Source organism: Arthrobacter sp. B0316-1-20, from assembly GCF_059091865.1.
The window spans coordinates 1-19264 of the sequence record NZ_JBNHHC010000060.1; the positions used below are offsets into that span (position 1 = coordinate 1).

The following is a 19264-nucleotide window of genomic DNA, read 5'->3' on the forward strand; positions in this document are numbered from 1 at the left end:
ACGAGGTCCTCAAAGCACTCCAGGAACACCTCGTCCAACTGCTTAGCCGCTGCCCCTACTGCCAACACGCACCACCGACCTAACAAAGTACTACTAGCAAGTAGCCTATATAGAGCCGGTCCTTCGTCAAGACGGCTGACATCTTGTTGCCTAGTACAGGTATGGGCGGATTTCTTATGTCGCGTCCGTTGTGAGGCATGGCGTCCGAGCTATTGGGCAGATGGCTTATCGCCGTTCTTGCCCATGACTGCCTCCGGGGCCTTGGTCTTCCGCAACCTGATGAATCCCATCACCACAATCACCGTCATGACTACCGCACCGAAGGGAAGAAAAATCTGATCTCGGGGACCGTCCAGTCGCAGGAACCTTACTGCGTATCCCCGTGCTGTTCCCCGGCATCCACTTCAGTCCCCCGGAGCCACTGGGCATCAAGTCCTCACAGTACGCCCACAGCTTTGCCAGGTTTGAGTACACATCCTCACGGTGAAGCGGCCAGCTAAAGACCAGCACCGATCACCGCCGTGAGTATGATTGACATTCAGAATACATAGGAGGAGCCGATGAAGCCACGCGTCGCAACTGCGCCGCCGCTAGCCGAGCAGGTCTATGAGCTCATCATCGACGACATTTGCAGTGGCGTGATCGGTGGTGGTGAGCAACTGCGTCAGGAGGCCATCGCCGCACGGTACGGGGTTTCCCGCCAGCCCGTTCAGCATGCGTTTGTACTCCTGAAGCGGCATGGCTTGGTGCGGGAGGCCGGCAAGCGGGGGCTCGAGGTGGTCCCGATGGACGCCGCGTACGTGAACCACCTCTACGACATGCGGGAACTCCTCGACGTCCACGCAGTCCGGCTCTCGTCCACGAAGGCCAGCGCGCGCGATATGCGTGTGGAACTTGCTGACATCATGCAGCGTGGCAAGGCCGCCGCAACGACCCGGAACTTCGCTGATCTCGTGACAGCCGATGCCGACTTCCACACATATTTCTATGAGCTCACCGGCAACCCTTTCCTCATCGACACCGCCGTCTTGCTTAGCCAGAGCATCAGGCGGGTGATGACCGAGGTGCTCGCCCGTGGTGGCGTGCCGTCCTGGGTGTGGGAGGAACACGAGCAGATCGTCGGCGCCGTACTGTCCGGTGACGCTGAGGCGGCGGCGGAGCGCGCCCGCCACCATGTTGAGCATGGCCGCACGATGATGCTTGAGAACCTAGCGGCGGCGAAGTCCACTGCCTGATTCTTGACTCTGATCTCCGGATCGCTGAGAGCGCCCGGACTGAGGCTCGTAGATCCAGCGTTCTTGATCTGCAGGTCTCGAATGTCCTATGGCTCCGGAGCGGACTCTGCGCTGAGAGGTGTCAAGGGAAGGATCTATAGCGTCCCCGAGTCAGTATCCCAAGGAGATCCGCGACGTGGTTAACGGTGCCCCACAGCGAGCCGGGGAACGATAAAGCAGATCGCTGCCGACTTCGCATGGCTGAGTTCTGGCTTTGCAGCGGGATGTACCAAGCCGACGCCGAGTATGGGCTCAACCCAGGACAACCGCCGTCGAGAACACTGAGTTCTCTGAGGCGTGAAAAAGCTGACTCGAGCAGGAGAATGAGGTCCTGCGCCGCGCAACGGCCTATCTGTCGCAGGCGAACCTGCCGTGAAAAAAGACTCTCTACGGCTCCTGAAAGAGCTCGCAGCCGACAGCATCCGGTCTCACTGAGCGCCGCGGGCTCAAACCCTCCCGGCAGCCCCACTACTGCTGGCTCGCTGGCCCCATGGCCGACGCCAAAATCCAGCTCGCTTGTCTGACCAACAGCCCGGTCGACGTCCACCGCCATGATCCGATCCCGTAGTCAGGCTACCGCTACCGGGCGTATGAGACCCGCTAAACGGGGCAAACTGGCTGCCACGCCATCGGCGGATCGCTCAATAAGACTAAGCACGATAAAACCGGCAGGCCTCTTCACCCTCGAAAAGCTATTGAATTCTGTATTCAGAATGCTATCGTGTGACGACAACGTGACACACATCACCGAGGAGAACCATGAGCATTCCAGTCCCATTGTCACCTGCTTCAGTCGCCGCCCTGATTGCTGATTTCCTCGTTGCGAACGGCGTCCGCCGCGTCTTCGGCTTGCAGGGCGGTCATATCCAGCCCGTGTGGGACCAGCTGGCCCGTAGAGGAGTGCAAATTATTGACGTTCGCCACGAGGCGGCCGCGGTGCACATGGCTCAGGCACAGGCGGAGCTAACCGGCCGTCCCGGCATCGCCTTGGTAACCGCTGGCCCGGGAGTGACTAACACGGTTACCCCCATCGCGAACGCCTCGATCGCACGCGCCCCTGTTCTGGTCATCGGTGGCTGCGCCCCGGGTCCGCAGGCGAACATGGGCGCGCTGCAGGACATTGACCACGTGGGCATGTTGACCCCGCTCACCCGTCGTGCCCGCACCCTCCGCGAACCGGCGCAGGTGCTGCGCGAGTTCTCGGAGGCGTACTCCGTGGCGCTCGGCGACCTCGCTGGCCCAGGTCCGGTATACCTTGAGGTGCCTCCCGCGGTGTTGCGTGCCGAGGTGCCGGCCGGGGTGGTGCTGCCTGAACACGTAGCCAGGGTCGAGAAGAGCCGTACCCGTGCAGATCGGGAGACGCTGCAGGCCCTGGTCAGCGGACTCTCTGGGGCGAAACGGGTCGCGGTTATAACCGGCCGCGGCGCCCGCGAATCCCGGGAGATACTGCCCGGCTTCCTGGACGCCACCGGCGCCGCCTACCTGGACACACAGGAGAGCCGGGGCCTACTCAACACTGATCACCCGGCGTACGTCGGCTCAATGCGCTCACGCGTGATGAGCGAGGCTGACGTGGTGATCACCCTCGGACGTCAGCTTGATTACCAGCTCGGTTACGGCTCGCCGGCGGTCTTCCCGCAGGCTCGGTTCATCCGAATCGCCGATACCAGCGTCGAGCTCAGCGACAACCGACGCGGTCAGGTCGAGGTGCTCGCCGATGTCGCCAGGACACTCCAGGAACTCACAGAGTTGCTCGTTGAGACCGGTCACCGGCCCAACCCAGCCTGGCGGGACGAACTGCGCCGCGGGCACGAGGAGCGGTCTGCCCGCTACCGTGAGTCCCTGGCTACTGCGGATGACGGCTCCGATAGCCGGATGCACCCCAACCGAATCTTCGACGCCCTCCATCAGCTCGAGCTGGAGGACCCGGTACTGGTCGCCGATGGGGGAGATCTGCTCAGCTTCGCTCGGCTCGGGCTGCAGCCCAGCACCTACCTCGACCCCGGTTCCCTGGGGTGCCTGGGGGTGGGGGTGCCGTACGCAGTCGCTGCAGCGCTGGAGTTCCCCGATCGGCCGGTGGTGTCGGTCAACGGCGACGGCGCCTACGGACTCAACGCGATGGAGGTGAACACCGCCGTCCGCCACGGTGCCAAGGCGGTCTTCGTGGTCGCCGACAACCAGGCCTGGAATATCGAGCGCTACGACCAGCAGGAGAACTACGGTTTGGTTGCAGGCACCGAGCTCGGCGCCGCCGACTACGCGAAGATGGCCGAGGGGCTTGGCGCCTTTGGCATCCGTGTCCAGGACCCCGAGGACCTCGTGCCCGCCCTGCGCAAGGCGCTGGAGAACGCGCCCGCCGTGGTGCACGTCGACGTCACCCGCGAGGCGGTCTCCCCAGACGGCGGCAAGGGCCTCGGGTTCGTCCCCGAGTATCAAGCCCTCACTCCGTGGGACGACCGCGAGATCGCCCGGCGCACCGAGACCAAGACCCAGATGCCTAGCCCGTCTCAAAGCTGACCAACCGCATCAACCCGAGAGGACAACGATGACCAGCCAGATCCTGACCTGCATAGACCAGCCGATGGAGCAGTGGGGCTTCCCCCCGAGGTACGACGAAACATACTTCCCTGACGCCTCCTCACCGTACTGGTTCCGCAACCGCGAGACCATGGACCCCGAGCAGCGTAACGAGATGATCCTGATCCGCCTGCGCGAGGTGATGGAGTACGCATGGGCCACCTCGCCGCTCTACCGGCGCAAGTGGGGCGAGGCCGGCCTCGAGCCCGGCGACATCACTTCCTTTGAGACCTTCGAGCAGGTGCCCGTGATCACCAAGCAGGACCTGCGCGAGTCACAGGCCGAGCACCCACCCTACGGCGACTACCTCTCGGTGCCCACGTCGCAAATCCACCACATCCACGGCACGTCTGGCACCACCGGGACCCCGACGACGTTCGCTATCGGCCGCGATGACTGGTCGGTGATCGCCAACAACCACGCGCGGGTTATGTGGGGCATGGGCATCCGCCCAGGGGACACCGTCTTCGTAGCCGCGGTGTTTAGCCTATATCTCGGCTCATGGGGCGCGCTTGCCGGAGCGGAGCGGCTGCACTGCAGGGTCTTCCCGTTCGGTGCCGGCGCCCCGGGCATGACCGCTCGCGCAGTCCGCTGGCTGGCCACGTCGAAGCCGGCAGCGTTCTACGCTACCCCCTCCTACGCGCTGCGCCTTGCCGAGGTTGCCCACAATGAAGGCATCGACCCACGGGAGTTCGGCATCAAGGTGATGTTCTTCTCCGGCGAGCCGGGAGCCTCAGTTCCGTCGGTGCGTAAGGCGATCGCGGACTCCTTCGGTGCCACTGTGATCGACTGCGGAACGATGGCGGAGATGACGCCCTTCATGAGCGCATCGGCCACAGCCGGCACACCCGAGGGCATGCTGCTCTGGCAGGACATCGTCTACCACGAGGTGTGCGACCCGCAGACTTATCGGACCGTCCCTTTCGGTGGCGAGGGCACGCCGGTCTATACCCACCTGGAGCGCACCTCGCAGCCGATGATCCGGCTCGCCTCCGGTGACTTGGCGAGCTGGGAACTCACCGACAACCCCTGCGGTCGCACTTACCCGCGGTTCCCACGCGGCATCTACGGTCGGATCGACGACATGTTGCACATCCGCGGCGAGAACGTGTACCCGACCGAGATCGACAACACTCTGCGTCAGATCGAGCACTACGGCGGGGAGCACCGCATCATCGTCACTCGCACCGGCTCCATGGACGAAATGCTCGTCCGAGCCGAGCACCACACCCCTGAAGTGACCGGCGAGGTCGCCGACGCCTTCCGCGAACGGGTCGCCAGGGAGCTGCACGCAATGGTCGGCCTCAGGGTCGGCGTCGAGGTCGTGCCCATGGGCACTTTCGAACGAACCGACCACAAGGCCCGGCGCGTTGATGACCGCCGTAACTTCGGCTGAGGAGCATGAGCTATGTCTACAACAACCGCGTCGCCCCGTGAAGTCGACCGCATCTATCGACGCGTGACCCGGCGCCTCATCCCGTTCCTCTTCATCTGCTACGCCGCGGCGTACCTCGACCGGGTGAACGTCGGCTTCGCCAAACTGCAGATGGAGTCCGATCTCGGGTTCAGCGACACCGTCTACGGCCTCGGCGCCGGTCTGTTCTTCGTCGGCTACATCATTTTCGAGGTGCCGAGCAACATGATGCTGCACCGGATCGGAGCCAAGGTCTGGATCGCCCGGATCATGGTCACTTGGGCGCTGATCTCCGGAGCGATGGCACTGGTGGACAGCCCAGCTATCTTCTATGCGCTGAGGTTCCTGCTCGGTGTTGCTGAGGCTGGGTTCATCCCGGGCATCCTTTACTACCTGACGCTGTGGTACCCCGCGGCGCGCCGTGGACGGGTCTTCGCCTACTTTCTGGCGGCCATTCCGATGGCGTCGGTCTTCGGTGGCCCGCTGTCCGGCTGGATACTCAGCGCCTTCAATGGGGTCGGCGGCTACGCCGGCTGGCGCTGGATGTTCGTCATCGAGGCGGTTCCGTCGCTGGTCCTCGGCCTTCTGGTGCTGGTCTACCTGGACAACGACGTCCGGTCGGCGAAATGGCTCTCGCCCAAAGAGCAGGATACCGTCCTAGCGGCCGTCGAAGCCGGCAACAGAACCACCCGCGTCCACCTGAAGTTCACCTCAATGCTCAAGGACCGCAAGGTGTGGCTCCTCAGCGGCATCTACTTCTGCGTCGCTCTCGGCATCTACATAGTCAGCTTCTGGCTACCTACGATCATCAAGGGCACCGGCGTAGAGAGCACCGTGCAAATCGGCCTGCTGACCGCCCTCCCGTATTCCGTGGCCGTGATCGCGATGATCCTCAACAACATTCACGGCGACCGCACCGGCGAGCGGCGCTTCCATACGGCGCTGCCGTGCTTCGTCACCGCCTGCGGCCTGCTGATTACCGCCGTCGGGATCGACAACACCTTTGTCGCACTATTCGGCCTCTGTCTGGCCGCCGCCGGTGCATCCACCACCCAGGCGGCCTTCTGGGTGCTGCCGTCGGCCTTCCTCGGCGGCGCCGCGGCCGCCGGCGGGATTGCGCTGATCAATTCGGTCGGCAACATTTCCGGCATGGTCAGCACCTCCTTGGTGGGCTGGCTGAGCGACCTCACCGGCTCCACGGTCTCGTCTCTCTACGGCGCCGCCGTACTGCTGGTTCTGGGTGCGGTGCTACTGGCCGCGCTGCCGGCTGACGTTGTGAACGATCCGTCCCGCACCCGTCGGGCTCCCGACACCGCTCCGGACGCTGGCCCGGATGAGTCCGTTTCGCAGCCTTCGATGGAGAATGGCGCGCTGTCCCGGGAATCGGGGGGAGATTGACCAATGGCCACAAGCCTGATCGCCCCGGTCACCCGGCCGCTTGCTGGCCTGGTCGCCACGACTCGTGAGTTCCTGGCGACCAGCGTCCCGACAAGGTCGTTGGTAGAGGCGTGGCGGGCATCTCCAAGAAGCGCTCCCTGATCGCCAGTACCGTCGGCAACATCCTCGAGTAGTACGAGTGGAGCGCCTACGCGGTCTTCGCGCCGTTCATCGCCGCCGCAATGTTCAACCCGGCAGACCCCGTCTCCGCGCTGCTGTCGACGCTGGCGGTGTTCGCCGTCGGATTCCTAGCCCTGGCCGCCCTCTACCTTCCTGCTAACAGTCCTCTCCCGTTCCTCTCGTTATCAATGCCTTTCCGGCCTTGTCGCTCCGGTACAGGCGATCCAGAAGATTCTCTGTGCAGTCAGCGAGACCGATTTTCATTTGTTCGGCTCATCACGCCGATGAGCCTACGCCCGCTGTAGAAAGGACAACCCTCATGAGTTCGTATCCCACCCCACCCAAGGAAGTTTCGACCTACATTGCAGAGTTCATGAAACGTAGGGGTGTACACACGATTTTCGGACTACAGGGAGGGCACATTCAGCCCATCTGGGATCAGGCCGCTCGACTAGGCATACGTATCGTCGATGTACGCGACGAACGGGCCGCCGTGCACATGGCCCAGGCGCATGCTGAGCTAACTGGTGAACTTGGGGTTGCCATGGTCACCGCTGGCCCTGGCGTAACTAATACCGTAACGGCCATCGCCAACGCTCACATCTCGGGCACCCCCCTCCTCTTGATAGGTGGCTGTCCGCCCCGGCCACAGATCAATATGGGACCGCTGCAGGATGTCGCTCACACTGAGATACTTCGTCCCATCACACGTCAATCACGAACGGCACGAGTGAGCGAGCAGGTGATAAGGGAACTAGACGAGGCTGTTGCACGCGCTTTCGGTGATGGGGGGGCTCCTGGCCCGGTTTATCTAGAAATACCGACAGACGTCCTACGCGAGACAGTGCCGGCTGCGCTGGTTTTGGACGAACATATGGCTTCCAAAGCTCGCCGCTCCTCGTTTGCCAATCCTGATGACCTCAACGCGGCAGCAAACCTGATAGCCGAGGCCAAGAGACTTGTTGTCGTCACTGGCCGCGGAGCACGGCGAAGCGCCAACGCTCTAGAAGCTTTCTTGAAGAGTACCGACTGCGTCTATCTTGATACACAGGAGACGAAAGGCCTCCTACCAGAAAACAATGCAGCCCATGTAGGCGCTGTCCGAGGTCGAGCCATGGCCGATGCCGACCTGGTCTTGGTGGTAGGACGCAAACTCGACTATCAGCTCGGATATGGTTCTCCGGCAGCCTGGCCGAATGCCCGTTTCATTCGTATCGCCGATACGGCTAGTGAACTCATAGACAACCGGCGGGGAGAAGTCGAAATCTTAGCCGACGTGAGCGTTGCGCTGGACGGGCTCACCGCGATCGTCGGTTCTTTGCAGCGGGATTCCGATGAAGTTTGGGCAACCGAGATGCGTGCCGAGCATGCCCGGCGTGTTCAAAGTTCGCGGGCAGGTCTGAGTGACAGCCCCGCTGGATCAGATGGGTTGATGCATCCAAATCGAATTTTCGATGCATTGCATGAATTGGGCCTACAGAACCCCATCCTGATTGCAGACGGCGGCGATTTGCTGAGCTTCGCGCGGATTGGCCTGCCTTCCGGTAAGTATCTAGACTCTGGCGCCTTCGGTTGCCTCGGCGTGGGAGTTCCATACGCCATCGCTGCATCGCTCGAGTTCGAAGACACGCCAGTGGTGTGCGTCAGCGGTGATGGTGCTTTTGGATTCAATGCGATTGAACTTGACACCGCCGTCCGGCACGGAGCCAAGGCCGTTTTCATTGTTGCCAACAACTCAGCCTGGAACATTGAGCGCTATGACCAAGAAACCAACTATGGCCTTGTCGTAGGAACTGAACTCGGGGCGACCGACTACGCAGCCCTGGCACGAGCAGCAGGTGCATACGGAGAACGGGTTGAAGACCCCAATGATCTATTACCTGCTCTGCGTCGCGCTATGGAAGCCGCGCCAGCAGTACTGGATGTCGTCGTCACCCGGGACGCGGTTTCCTCAGATGCAACGAAAGGCCTGGGCTTCGTACCGGACTATCAAGCCCTCATGCCTTGGAACGACGCGGAGATCCGACGTCGTTCCGCCGATGAACCCGCCTCCGGGCTTTGCACTTAAGAATCGATGCTGTTGAACTGCAGTTAGCGGCTGAGTCCGCTTTTCGCGCGCTCTGCGGCTACACCCGCCCCGTCATGGGTCTTTCGCTGCCCTCGACAAGACCGGAAAATACGGCAGAATAACCAAGGCCATCGTGGCTCACTTTTCAACCGGCAAAGCGGCTCACACTTCGACCGTCACTGACAACGCGTACAGTTCAGGTCTCCGCCGACAGGCGCGGGGACACCGATGATTCAGCCCTATGCAAAGGAGTCGAGCAGATGTCGACAGAAAATACGGCTTCGGGATTCGTCCAGGCGCAATTGAGCGATGGAATCGGGCAAATTGTTCTGGACCGTCCGAAGGCACTGAACGCGTTGAACACGGAAATGATCAATGCGATCCATGGTGCCTTGGACAGCTGGGAGGCAGCGCCCGTTGACGCTGTCGTTATCCGGTCCGCGCATCCGAAAGCCTTCTGCTCCGGAGGGGACATCAAGACGGTTCGCCATGATGTGCTCGCTGCAGATTACGAGGCGGTCGAGAACTTTTTCTCGACGGAATACCGGATGAACTTCCGTCTGGCCAGCTATCCGCGGCCGGTGATCTCACTGATCGACGGGATCTGCATGGGAGGAGGAATCGGACTGTCCATCCACGGGCGCTTCCGGGTCGTGACGGAGAACGCGGTGCTGGCGATGCCCGAGACGGCAATTGGCTTCGTTCCCGACGTCGGGGCCAGTTACTTCCTGCCGAGACTGCCCGGTTCCATCGGCATGTTTTTGGGCCTGACGGGGCATCGGATGGATTACCGGGACGCGCTGTACTGCGGTGCGGCCACGCACTTTGTGCCCGCCGCATCCATCGATATGCTGCCGCAGCTGCTGGGCCAGGGTCAGGGGCAGCCGGTCGCTCAGGTCCTTGCCCGTGCCGGCCGGCAGAAGCCCGAGAGCGGGGGATACCTTGCAGAACACCGGAGCGAAATCGACTGGTGCTTCGGTGCCGCGTCACTCGGCTGTATCCGGGACCGGCTCCTGGCCGTGGACAGCACCTGGTCCAGGGCCGTGCAAAGGACAATGGACGACTGCTCGCCCCAGAGCATGGAAACCACCTTCGGAATGATCCAGTGGGGCAGTCAGCGGACCCTGGATGAGTGTCTCCAAATGGAGTTGCAGATGACCAGGATCATCACCCGTTCGGAGGATTTCGCGGAAGGGATCCGTGCCGTCCTGATCGACAAGGACCGGACACCGATCTGGAGGGCGGAACCGACACCGATCCTGGATCAGCTAATGCACTCGATGATGAGCACCCCTCGAGTCTGATCAGCTGCAGATAAACGCCATGCCGTGCTCGTATCGCCAACGTGATGATGTCCACGGGACCTAACTGTATGCAGGGGAACCAGCTTCCCTGTCAGTAAGGGGCCGCACCCGGAGACGACGCAGCTTCATCTCGCAGCCTTGAATACCGACGCGGTCGGGCGTCAGGTTGGAGTACACCCCAAACTGACGTCAGGCAGGTACCTGAAAATCCATCAGAATAGGGTGCAAAATCCTGTGGACTTCAACGCTTGGTGGCGGCATTCTGTGATCGCTCGGTGTCGCAATCCCGGGCTTTGAGCCGTCTTGCATGGCATTCAATGCAGGACCCCGGCAAGACACAGCTGATTCCCTTCCCGTGCAAGGAACGGACCATCTTGCCACCATGTCTTGCAAGTAACTCCCGGTTGGCTGTTCTCAACTGCTGTTCCGAGACGCATTTATAGGGATAAGCGCCCGTGCGAGATGCCTAGTTGGAGTACACCCCCAACCTGACGCCCCGGCTAAGCACCCTGACAGCCTTCCCCGTCAGTCGGCCTCCAGGCTGAGATACCGGTAGACGGTGGCGCGGCTGGCGCCGATGATCCTGCCGATGTCGGCAGCCTTAAGCCCCTGGGCTTTCAGTTCCTGGGCGCGTTGGACGTTCCGGTCCCCTGCGCTGATTTCGCGCCGTCCGGCCCGCCGCCCGTTGGCGGCGGCTGCAGCCATGCCCGCCCTGGTCCGCTCAGCCAGCTGGTCACGTTCCAGCTGGGCGAACGCGGACATCACCGTGAACATGGCCCTGCCCATGGGGCCCGTGGTGATGATGCCCTCGGTCAGTGACCGGAAGTGCACGCCCCGCCCCTCCAGCTCATCGATCAACGCCAGCAGATTCCGGGTGCTGCGGCCCAGCCGGTCCAGCTTCCAGACCACCACCTCATCCCCCTCCCGCAGGTGCTCGAGCATCCGGTCCAGTTCGGGCCGGCTGGCCCGCGTGCCGCTCATGCCATGGTCGGTGAAGATCCGTTTGCAGCCGGCGGCCTTCAGCGCCGCGTGCTGCAGGTCCGCGTTCTGGTCCAGAGTGCTGACCCTGGCGTATCCGATGCTTGCCATGCCGCTCCCCGCAGTCCCATCAAAGGCCATAATTCCGATTCCTGAGAACATCAGACGTGAGACATATTGATGAGACGATGCCGGCCCCGGGAATCCGGGGCTCGGGCCGGGGGGCGGTGGCCCATACCGCCGGTCTTAGTAAACGATCCTTTGGTGAGACGCCCTCGGATCGGGTTCCTATGAGGGCCAGGTACCGGACGGGGTTGGTGACAGACGATGCCTCCGCCGGGACACGGCCCGGCCCAGCTGGCCGAGCTCCTGCGCTTCGCCCCCGAGAGAGTGCGGGTGGAGTTCGTCAAGGAAAGCCTGGTCTTCACCGACGCGGACTCCCCGATTGCCCGCCTCATGTTCTCAGTTATAGGCGCCTTCGCCGAGTTCGAACGCTCCTTTTATTAAGGAACGTCAACGCGAAGGCATCACTCTGGGCCAACAACGCGGCGCCTACCGCGGATGGAAAAAGACCCTCACCCCGGAACAGGCAACTCAGTTGCGGCAACGAGCTGCCACCGGCGAACAAAAGACAGGCCTGCCCGGGGATTCGACAGCAGCCGCGAAACGCTGTACCAGTAACTACGCCAAGCCAGTAACTACGCCAAGCCGTCGGAACTCCCCCCGGTGACGACAACGATGGCAGCTGCAGTACGCATTATCTTGAAGTCAGAGGAGGGTGCGATTGTGGCCTCACTCGGACAGGCGAAATCGGTTCTCTCCCTCTGTCTTGCTCTAATGTAAGTTGCAACAAGATGGGGGATATTTGATGGAGAGTACTTTCGGTCGGGCCGACAATGGTCGCTGACGTACAGTTCCTACTTCCTGGCCGTTATCGCTGGACACTAGACGAGGTCGCAGCTAAGTACGTACCAGAAACTGAGTTCGGCCAAAGTCGCCGGCAACAGATCTGGCAACACTTCCAGCTCGCGACGGAAACGCTCCGCCAAACCGTTCCCGTGGCTGCGGTTTGGATCGGTGGCTCGTTTCTTTCCAGCAAGGCGGAGCCCTCAGACATCGACGCCATCTATATCGTCCTAGGCAATGCTTACGATGGTCTTCCTACCGAAGAAGCCAAACAAGTAGTCGCTTTATTCAATGGCGGAGGACAACTTAAATCCAAAGGGATCCTGGTCGATTCATATGTCATCCATTGGACGCCTCGCGCTGCGAATGGACCCGAAAGTCAGAGAGATCATCACGAACTCCTAGCACGAGGTTACTGGGATGACTGGCTTCAACGTCACAAATTGGACCGAACGGCTCCAGCCACCGATGAGGATGCAATTCCAGTGAGAGGATACGTGGAGGTGATTTTGGATGGCTTCGCGACCTAATTCTCCCCAGGAGTTCTTAGCTCTCTTCGCGGCAGAAATTGCCGCACAACCAGTCCTATCATCCGCGGACTTAAGCCGAGTAAGTATGGAACGCCATCGTGGGGAAACTGTACTGACCCGAGAGGCTCCATCCGTCGGTTCCCTTCGGCTCTCTGGTCAAGGCGTTCATGGACATGAGGCTCCGTTAGAAGCCGTCACTTCGTTGGGCCTTGCTTTCCAACGTCTCGTTACTTCCATTGGAGCCTCGCTTGGCGGATTTCAAAGCATACGTGGCCGAGTTCCTCAAGAGTTTTCAGCGAAGACTGTTTTGGGCCTCCGCGCAGCCCCTCGGCCTGGATCCATAATTCTCGATTTGACGCCTCAACTGGCTCCAGTCCAAGAGCTGCGGCATAGGGGTGAACTTTTTAACGACTCGGATACCCAGCTCATAGACGCTGTCATGTCAGAACTAGTCGTTCTGTTTCATTCTGCCGGCGAGCATCAACCCGGCGATCCTGCTTCCGCCTTCACCACAGCGGTACGGGAGCTGGGACCACGTGTCGCTAGTGCTTTGAAGAGCTTCGCGGAAACTTCATCCGGAAACGGGTTCGACCTGAATATGCGATGGACCCAGCCCCTGCACCCCGTTTCTGAATTCAACCTCACGGCACGCGACGCCGTATTCATTGCGCAGGTGATCTCCGGACGCAAGCTGGATACAGAACAAGTCACCATTCATGGAACCCTAAGAACCGTCAGCCACGGCAAGAAATGGGAGCTCCTCGCCTCCGAGTTTGGCAACGTAAGGATTGATGTATCGGAGCTAGAGGGACGTCCTTGGGCTACTTGGAATCCAGACGACCTTGTCGAGGTTGAGGCAGAAATGACTGTCACCAACGCCCCTGGACGGTCAATGACGCGATCCTTGAAAGCTCGAAGAATCACTAAATGGGATGGGTCCATGGATGAAATAGAGAGCAATTTGGAAATGGATTCTGAAACATAGCTCTCAGTAGACGTAGCAGCGAGAACACCGACGCTTTTCGTCTGGCATTTATACGACCGATTTACGTGACAACCCGGATCAGGTGCTCCATTGGCGTACTCGGCGTCACATAACCCGTCATGTTTTCTAGGTACCGCAAAGGGTATTCCAGCCCCGGATCTGAGAGCTACTCGTCCGATTCGCTTCTCGGATCTGGGCACGCTTTGCTTCCTGCGATACGGTGGCCGGAGTCAATCAATTCGAGGGGGAAGTGATGGATTTTGCGGAACGACTGACGGCGCTGGCAGCGAAGGTCCGCCAGCAGCGGGCCTCCATTGAGACCGAAGAGGCGACCAAGAACGCGTTCGTGATGCCGTTCATCTCGACCATCCTCGGCTACGACGTATTCAACCCGCTGGAGGTCGTCCCGGAGTTCACCGCCGACGTGGGCGTGAAAAAGGGCGAAAAGATCGACTACGCCATCATGCACGACGGCGAGGTCCAGATCCTCATCGAGTGCAAGAAATCCAAAGAACCGGTCCGGATCGAACACGCCTCCCAGCTCTACCGCTACTTCGCCGTCACCAACGCCCGCATCGCCATCCTGACCAACGGCGAGACCTACCAGTTCTTCACCGACCTGGACGCCCCCAACAAGATGGACCCCAAGCCGTTCCTGGTGCTCGACCTCAACGACATCGACGAGACGCTGATCCCGGAACTGCAGAAGCTGTCCAAGGACGTCTTCGACCTGGACTCGATCATTAACGCGGCCGGCGAGCTGAAGTACATCGGCCAGATCAAGAGAATCCTCGCCTCCCAGTTCAAGGAACCCGAGGACGAGTGGGTCAAATTCTTCACGACCCGCGTCTACGAGGGCGCCTACACCCAAAAGGTCCGTCAGCAGTTCACCGGGCTGGTGGCCAAGGCAACCAAACAGTTCCTCAACGACCAGGTCAACGAACGCCTCAAGACCGCTCTAGGCGCACCGAACTACCCACACAGCGACGATGCGGCCATTGCCGCAACCGTCACCAGTGAACCCGCAGTGGAAAGCGACCTGACCCAGGCCGACAGCGTTGAGACAACACTGGAAGAACTTGAGGGCTACCAGATCGTCAGAGCCATCGTCTGCAGCGAGGTCAAACCAACCCGGGTCACCCAGCGGGACGCGAAGTCCTACTTCGCCGTCCTGCTCGATGACAACAACCGCAAACCGATCGCCCGGCTGCACTTCAACAGGAGCCAGAAGTACATCGGCCTGTTCGATGGCGACAAAGCCGAAACACGGGTTCCCATCGGCTCCCTGGAAGAGATCTACGAACATACCGAAGCCCTGCGAACAACGGTCAAAGGCTATCTCTCACCGAGTTAGTACGCGGCGGGATTCGAGAATCCGCTCCTGGGTCCATTTCTCGCCATAGAGTGAGGCTGTGGCCGGGAGCGGCCACAATCGGGATGATTCAGGGGGAACACATCATGGCAACTATCTCCAGGACTGCAGGCTGGACGCTTCTCGCCGGCATAGATGAGGCACTTGCACGGGTGCAGCAAGCCGTCGGTCAAACAGACTTCCAGATGGCTCATGCTGACCGCCGGAGCATTGATATCGAGGTTCCGCGGGCGATCATGAAGAACCGCTGGGCAGCCAGAATCCACGGGGACATCACAGAATCGCCGACCGGGACCGACATTGATTGGACTGTTGAGGGGCTCGGTGACAAGCACTTTGAGCATCTGGCCACCATTGCCGAACACCTGCCGGAAGGATTGCTGTACGACCACGGCATCCCGGCCGCCGCTGCGAAGCTTTCCAACAGGATCTTCGGCCGCAAGGAGATCAATCACTTGGCCAACATCCTTGATCGGGGCGAACTGGTCCACGCCCTGGGCGTGGGCCAATACGCCAACAAGACAGGGATCGTCGCCCTCACCGACAAGCGTCTGCTGTTCTTTGAAAAGAGCATGCTCGGCTCAGAGGCTATGACAGACTTCTCGCTCAGCTCCATCGGCGCCATCTCCCTTGGCAAGAAAATGACCGGCGAGACCCTGACAGTCACCCACTCGGGCACGTCTGCTGTTATCAGCGCACTCGGTCACGGCCAGGGCGATGCCATCGCCCGCACATTCCGCCAATTGAAGGAACAGCCGGCTCCTGCCACACCCTCCGCTGCCGCCGCAGACCCCATCGCTCAAATTGAGCGGCTGGCCGAACTGCACGCCAAAGGCATCCTGACCGATGAAGAGTTCCAGGCCCAAAAGGCCCAGATCCTGAGCCGCATCTGAAACCGGCCTCGACAGACCCACCCCGCCGTGATCAGGACGGGGCGGGCTGACCATCCGATGTTAGAGTCGGGCCATGGACCGCCGCAGAGCCCGCGGCAGTACGAGACATCCGGGGGAGATCGTCATGGGGTTGGGCAGTTGGGTCAAGCGCGCTTTCAGCAGCACCGATAGCAGGACCAACAAACCTGGCGGGGAGTTTGTTCTCCGAATGCGCATGGACATCAACAGGTGCGTCGAGCTGGCCGGTACCACGACATTCGCCAAGGACGCGGTCGTCTCGCTGGCCGACCGCAAGGGCTTGGGCGTACGCGGGATCCACGAGTGCCAGGGACAGCTCCAACGGGAGCCCGATAATCCGGTGGATCCCGACGCTGTTGCGGTTCTCATCGAGGGTGAAAAGGTCGGCAACCTGCCTGCCGGTGTCGCGAAGATGCTGCCGCTGCGCCCCGGGACCAGCGTTCCGGTCCCCTATCAGCTTCATGTGCTGCGCGAGGGCGGCTTCCGCGCCAAGGCCTACGTGTGGCTCGATGCAGGGACGCCCCGGTGGCGCCACACCGCGGGCAATCCTCCCCCGCTTACGGCGAGGGAGCGGACCGTGGCCGCGGCCAAAGAAAACTCGCAGATGGTGCAGGAGGCCTTGGCCGGAGGCGGGGACCGGGCCGAGCAGTTCAAGGCCGGGATGGTGGACGGTATCCACTACCTTGAGCTGGTCGAACCCATCAAGCAGCTCAAGCGCGAAGGCCGGCTGCAGGAGGCCCTAAAGCTGTGTTACCAGGCCATTGAAGGCGCTGAGCAAGACAGCAAAGGCGGCATGCCCGCACCGGCCTACACCGAACAGACGGCGATCATCCACCGAAAACTCGGCGAGAAGGACGAGGAGATCGCCGTCCTGAAACGCTGGCTGAACCGCATCCCGGAGAACCAGCGGACCGGGACCAAGATCGCCGAACGACTCGCCAAACTGGAAGCCAAGTAGGTTGCAGCCGCCGGCGTCCTGCCGCTGCCTTGGAAAACAATCCCGGACGCGTAGCATCCGGTAGACAAGAGCCGATAACAGTGCATATGTCTCCTTCAGCCGGGCCCCCGGGCTCGGCCCCTGAACCGGTCAGTTGAACCGGCCAGGTGCTGGCTGCATGGGGATCGGCGCGGATTGGCTCTCCGTGCCGCCCTCACAGGGCTGTCCTGGGCCGGACCGAGGCTTTTGCGTCGCATCCGTTATAAGAATGCGGTGGTGCCGGATGCACGGGGGCCAGATAATCGGCATCAGCACTGCCCAACACAAACGGGGAGAACCAAGTGATCCATGATGCCACCGATTACGAAGAGATCGAGTACGGGGACGAGTACGCAGAGGTCATCGGCGGTGACCCGCAGAGCCTGACCTGCGTCTGCGGCAACACTGCCCATGACAAGGGCCTGATCGACACCAATGACAAGGGCGTCCCGGTTCACTCCGAGTTCACCACCGTTCCCGACGGCCTGGCGGAACGGCCTAAGGATGAGGACGACCTCTACACGCTCTGCCCAGTGTGCGGCCGCGTCTACAGCAATGAAGTGATCAGGAAAACCAACACTGCCCCGGTGGCCTTTTACCTGGACCTCAGGCCTACTCCCACCGTCGCAGCGGGCCGAAAGACGGGGCCGCCGGATCGGTAGCATAAGTGGGCGTTATCGGAGGCAAGCCGCCTTGCGGTCCCGCCTGTTGCCGGGGAACGCGGAATACAGCACAGCCGCGAGGCGCCGATAACAGCGCATATGACATGGTCACTGCCCACAGGATTACGTGCTGGGTGCCGGTCGGAAAGAATGGCCCGACGCCAAGTTCAGAGACGGCCCCGTCCTGCCGGTTCTATGCACGCCATGTGCGCGGTCCGCGTTCAGCACCGCAAACAAGCCGTTGGGCAATGCAGCTCCCGGCTCCGTATTCGTGGGACTGGACCAGGGGCGCGCCGAGGCCTAGGATAAAACGAAAGAAACGAAAGCGATCCAGTCCATGGATCGAGTTAGAGGTAAGAGCGACCATGGGTACAAGCACTGCGATGAAGGAAACCTTTTTCGCGCCTGAGACACCCGACGCCGGCGAAATTTACGACTTCATCGAGGCCCACACCGCCAGAAAAGGGACACCGCCGCGGCCGCAGTTCTTCCTGTCCGGCTCCGAACCCGGCGACCAGGTGGAAATCCCCCACGAGATCTACCAGGTACTCGTCAAGGCTGTGGAAGCGATGCGCAAAGGCCTGGCCGTGACGATCACTCCCAGTTCCATGACAATGACGACCCAGCAGGCCGCGGAGCTTCTGGGGGTCACCCGCCCTACCGTCGTACGTCTCCTCGACACGGGCAAGATCCCGTTTGAAAAGCCGGGCACCCATCGGCGTGTAAAACTCGCGGACGTACTCGCATACAAAGAAGCGCAAAAGGCCGAACGGTATGACGCTCTGGCGTCCATGGGCGATATTGACGACGAAGCCACGGAAGCCGCCACCGAGCGGATGAAGGAAGCCCGCAAGCTGGCCGGACGCCGCCGACGCGGGCAGATGACAGCATAGGGGCATGTTCACCGCGCTCCTGGACAGCTGCGTACTCTGGCCGAGCACGCAGCGGGATTTCCTCCTCTCCCTCGCGTTCGAAGGTGCCTACCGCTTCATCTTCAGCGAAGCCATCCTCGGAGAAGTCGAAGCCAACGAAGAGCTTAAGAAAATCGACCGCGGGATGGATCCGGACGAGGCCCGGGAGAAGGCGCGGCATCTGGCAGAGCAGATGCGGTCAAGTTTCAGCGATTCCATCGTCACCGGCTGGGAGGGCCTGGACGGCACATACGGTCTGCCCGACCCTGATGATGAACACGTGCTGGCGGCCGCCGTTGTGGGTGGTGCCGGAAGTATCGTCACTGACAATTCCCGGGACTTTCCCACTGCCAAGATCCCAGACGGCATCACCGTCATCAATCCGCAGGACTTCGCCTACGAAACCGTCTCCATGCGCCCCGATCTCGGTCTCGCAGCCGTACTGGCCATGTCCCGGCGATCCGGCCAGCAGTACGAGCCCCATTCCCCGGACTACATTCTGGATTCACTGAACAAGCTCTATGGAATGGATGCTGCGACAGGGCTGATCCGCGACATTCTCTAGACAGCGACGGTCCGGCATCCCTTCGAGCACCAACTCCACTGGCAGCTCACGGCCGGCCCCAGACGCCGATAACAGCGCATATGTCGTTGCGCTCCGGACACCGTCAGCTGAAACAGACGCAGTCAGAACCCGCCCGCACCCGCCACGCACACCACGGGCTGAGCCGTCTGCAATGGCTGTGCGCCTGTGTCCGTGGCCGGGCTATGAGGAAGGGTCAACGGGGACCTTGAGCAGGAAAGAGCGCAGGGTTCCTATATACATCAGCTATACATCA

Annotated in this window: 16 protein-coding genes; 15 read left to right on the top strand and 1 reads right to left on the bottom strand. The window is 61.3% G+C overall.

Features of this window, described 5'->3' with window-relative positions:
• The first annotated feature begins 560 nt into the window (after positions 1–560).
• From AC5RW2_RS36840 to AC5RW2_RS36865, 6 genes are all read left to right on the top strand, one after another.
• On the top strand, positions 561–1235 hold the full coding sequence (locus tag AC5RW2_RS36840; protein ID WP_494002548.1) for a GntR family transcriptional regulator: 675 nt from the start codon (positions 561–563) through the stop codon (positions 1233–1235).
• 798 nt (positions 1236–2033) lie between these two features.
• Positions 2034–3791, top strand: a complete 1758-nt coding sequence (locus AC5RW2_RS36845; protein ID WP_494032741.1) for a 2-hydroxyacyl-CoA lyase — start codon at positions 2034–2036, stop codon at positions 3789–3791.
• A gap of 28 nt (positions 3792–3819) precedes the next feature.
• Positions 3820–5247, top strand: coding sequence for a phenylacetate--CoA ligase family protein (locus tag AC5RW2_RS36850; RefSeq protein ID WP_494032740.1), 1428 nt, complete (start codon positions 3820–3822; stop codon positions 5245–5247).
• Positions 5248–5259: 12 nt separating this feature from the next.
• The gene (locus AC5RW2_RS36855) at positions 5260–6663 is read left to right on the top strand and encodes an MFS transporter (protein ID WP_494032739.1); all 1404 of its coding nucleotides are present in this window, start codon (positions 5260–5262) and stop codon (positions 6661–6663) included.
• A gap of 478 nt (positions 6664–7141) precedes the next feature.
• The gene (locus AC5RW2_RS36860; RefSeq protein WP_494032738.1) at positions 7142–8890 is read left to right on the top strand and encodes a 2-hydroxyacyl-CoA lyase; all 1749 of its coding nucleotides are present in this window, start codon (positions 7142–7144) and stop codon (positions 8888–8890) included.
• 260 nt (positions 8891–9150) lie between these two features.
• The gene (locus tag AC5RW2_RS36865; RefSeq protein WP_494032737.1) at positions 9151–10194 is read left to right on the top strand and encodes an enoyl-CoA hydratase/isomerase family protein; all 1044 of its coding nucleotides are present in this window, start codon (positions 9151–9153) and stop codon (positions 10192–10194) included.
• 525 nt (positions 10195–10719) lie between these two features.
• Here the strand turns inward: AC5RW2_RS36865 and AC5RW2_RS36870 are convergent.
• The gene (locus AC5RW2_RS36870; RefSeq protein WP_494032736.1) at positions 10720–11283 is read right to left on the bottom strand and encodes a recombinase family protein; all 564 of its coding nucleotides are present in this window, start codon (positions 11281–11283) and stop codon (positions 10720–10722) included.
• Positions 11284–11499: 216 nt separating this feature from the next.
• Here AC5RW2_RS36870 and AC5RW2_RS36875 point away from each other — a divergent pair, with 216 nt between their 5' ends.
• The 9 genes from AC5RW2_RS36875 (at position 11500) to AC5RW2_RS36915 (ending at position 18990) form a co-directional block, all read left to right on the top strand.
• Entirely contained in the window at positions 11500–11679 is a 180-nt protein-coding gene (locus AC5RW2_RS36875; RefSeq protein WP_494032735.1) for a hypothetical protein, read from the top strand.
• 389 nt (positions 11680–12068) lie between these two features.
• On the top strand, positions 12069–12608 hold the full coding sequence (locus AC5RW2_RS36880; protein WP_494032734.1) for a DUF6932 family protein: 540 nt from the start codon (positions 12069–12071) through the stop codon (positions 12606–12608).
• A 439-nt stretch (positions 12609–13047) separates the two neighbouring features.
• On the top strand, positions 13048–13593 hold the full coding sequence (locus AC5RW2_RS36885) for a hypothetical protein (RefSeq protein WP_494032733.1): 546 nt from the start codon (positions 13048–13050) through the stop codon (positions 13591–13593).
• A 253-nt stretch (positions 13594–13846) separates the two neighbouring features.
• Positions 13847–14947, top strand: coding sequence for a type I restriction endonuclease (locus AC5RW2_RS36890; RefSeq protein WP_494032732.1), 1101 nt, complete (start codon positions 13847–13849; stop codon positions 14945–14947).
• Between the two features lie 104 nt (positions 14948–15051).
• Entirely contained in the window at positions 15052–15858 is an 807-nt protein-coding gene (locus AC5RW2_RS36895; RefSeq protein ID WP_494032731.1) for a PH domain-containing protein, read from the top strand.
• A gap of 214 nt (positions 15859–16072) precedes the next feature.
• The gene (locus tag AC5RW2_RS36900) at positions 16073–16834 is read left to right on the top strand and encodes a hypothetical protein (RefSeq protein ID WP_494037152.1); all 762 of its coding nucleotides are present in this window, start codon (positions 16073–16075) and stop codon (positions 16832–16834) included.
• Positions 16835–17154: 320 nt separating this feature from the next.
• Positions 17155–17514: a hypothetical protein gene (locus AC5RW2_RS36905; protein WP_494032729.1), complete on the top strand. Its 360-nt coding sequence runs from the start codon at positions 17155–17157 to the stop codon at positions 17512–17514.
• A 383-nt stretch (positions 17515–17897) separates the two neighbouring features.
• Complete coding sequence (locus AC5RW2_RS36910; RefSeq protein ID WP_494075108.1) at positions 17898–18407, top strand: helix-turn-helix domain-containing protein; 510 nt, start codon at positions 17898–17900, stop codon at positions 18405–18407.
• Positions 18408–18411: 4 nt separating this feature from the next.
• Positions 18412–18990 carry a PIN domain-containing protein gene (locus AC5RW2_RS36915; RefSeq protein WP_494032727.1) on the top strand — a complete coding sequence of 193 codons (579 nt, stop codon included), beginning with the start codon at positions 18412–18414 and terminating at the stop codon, positions 18988–18990.
• The last annotated feature ends 274 nt before the right edge of the window (positions 18991–19264 follow it).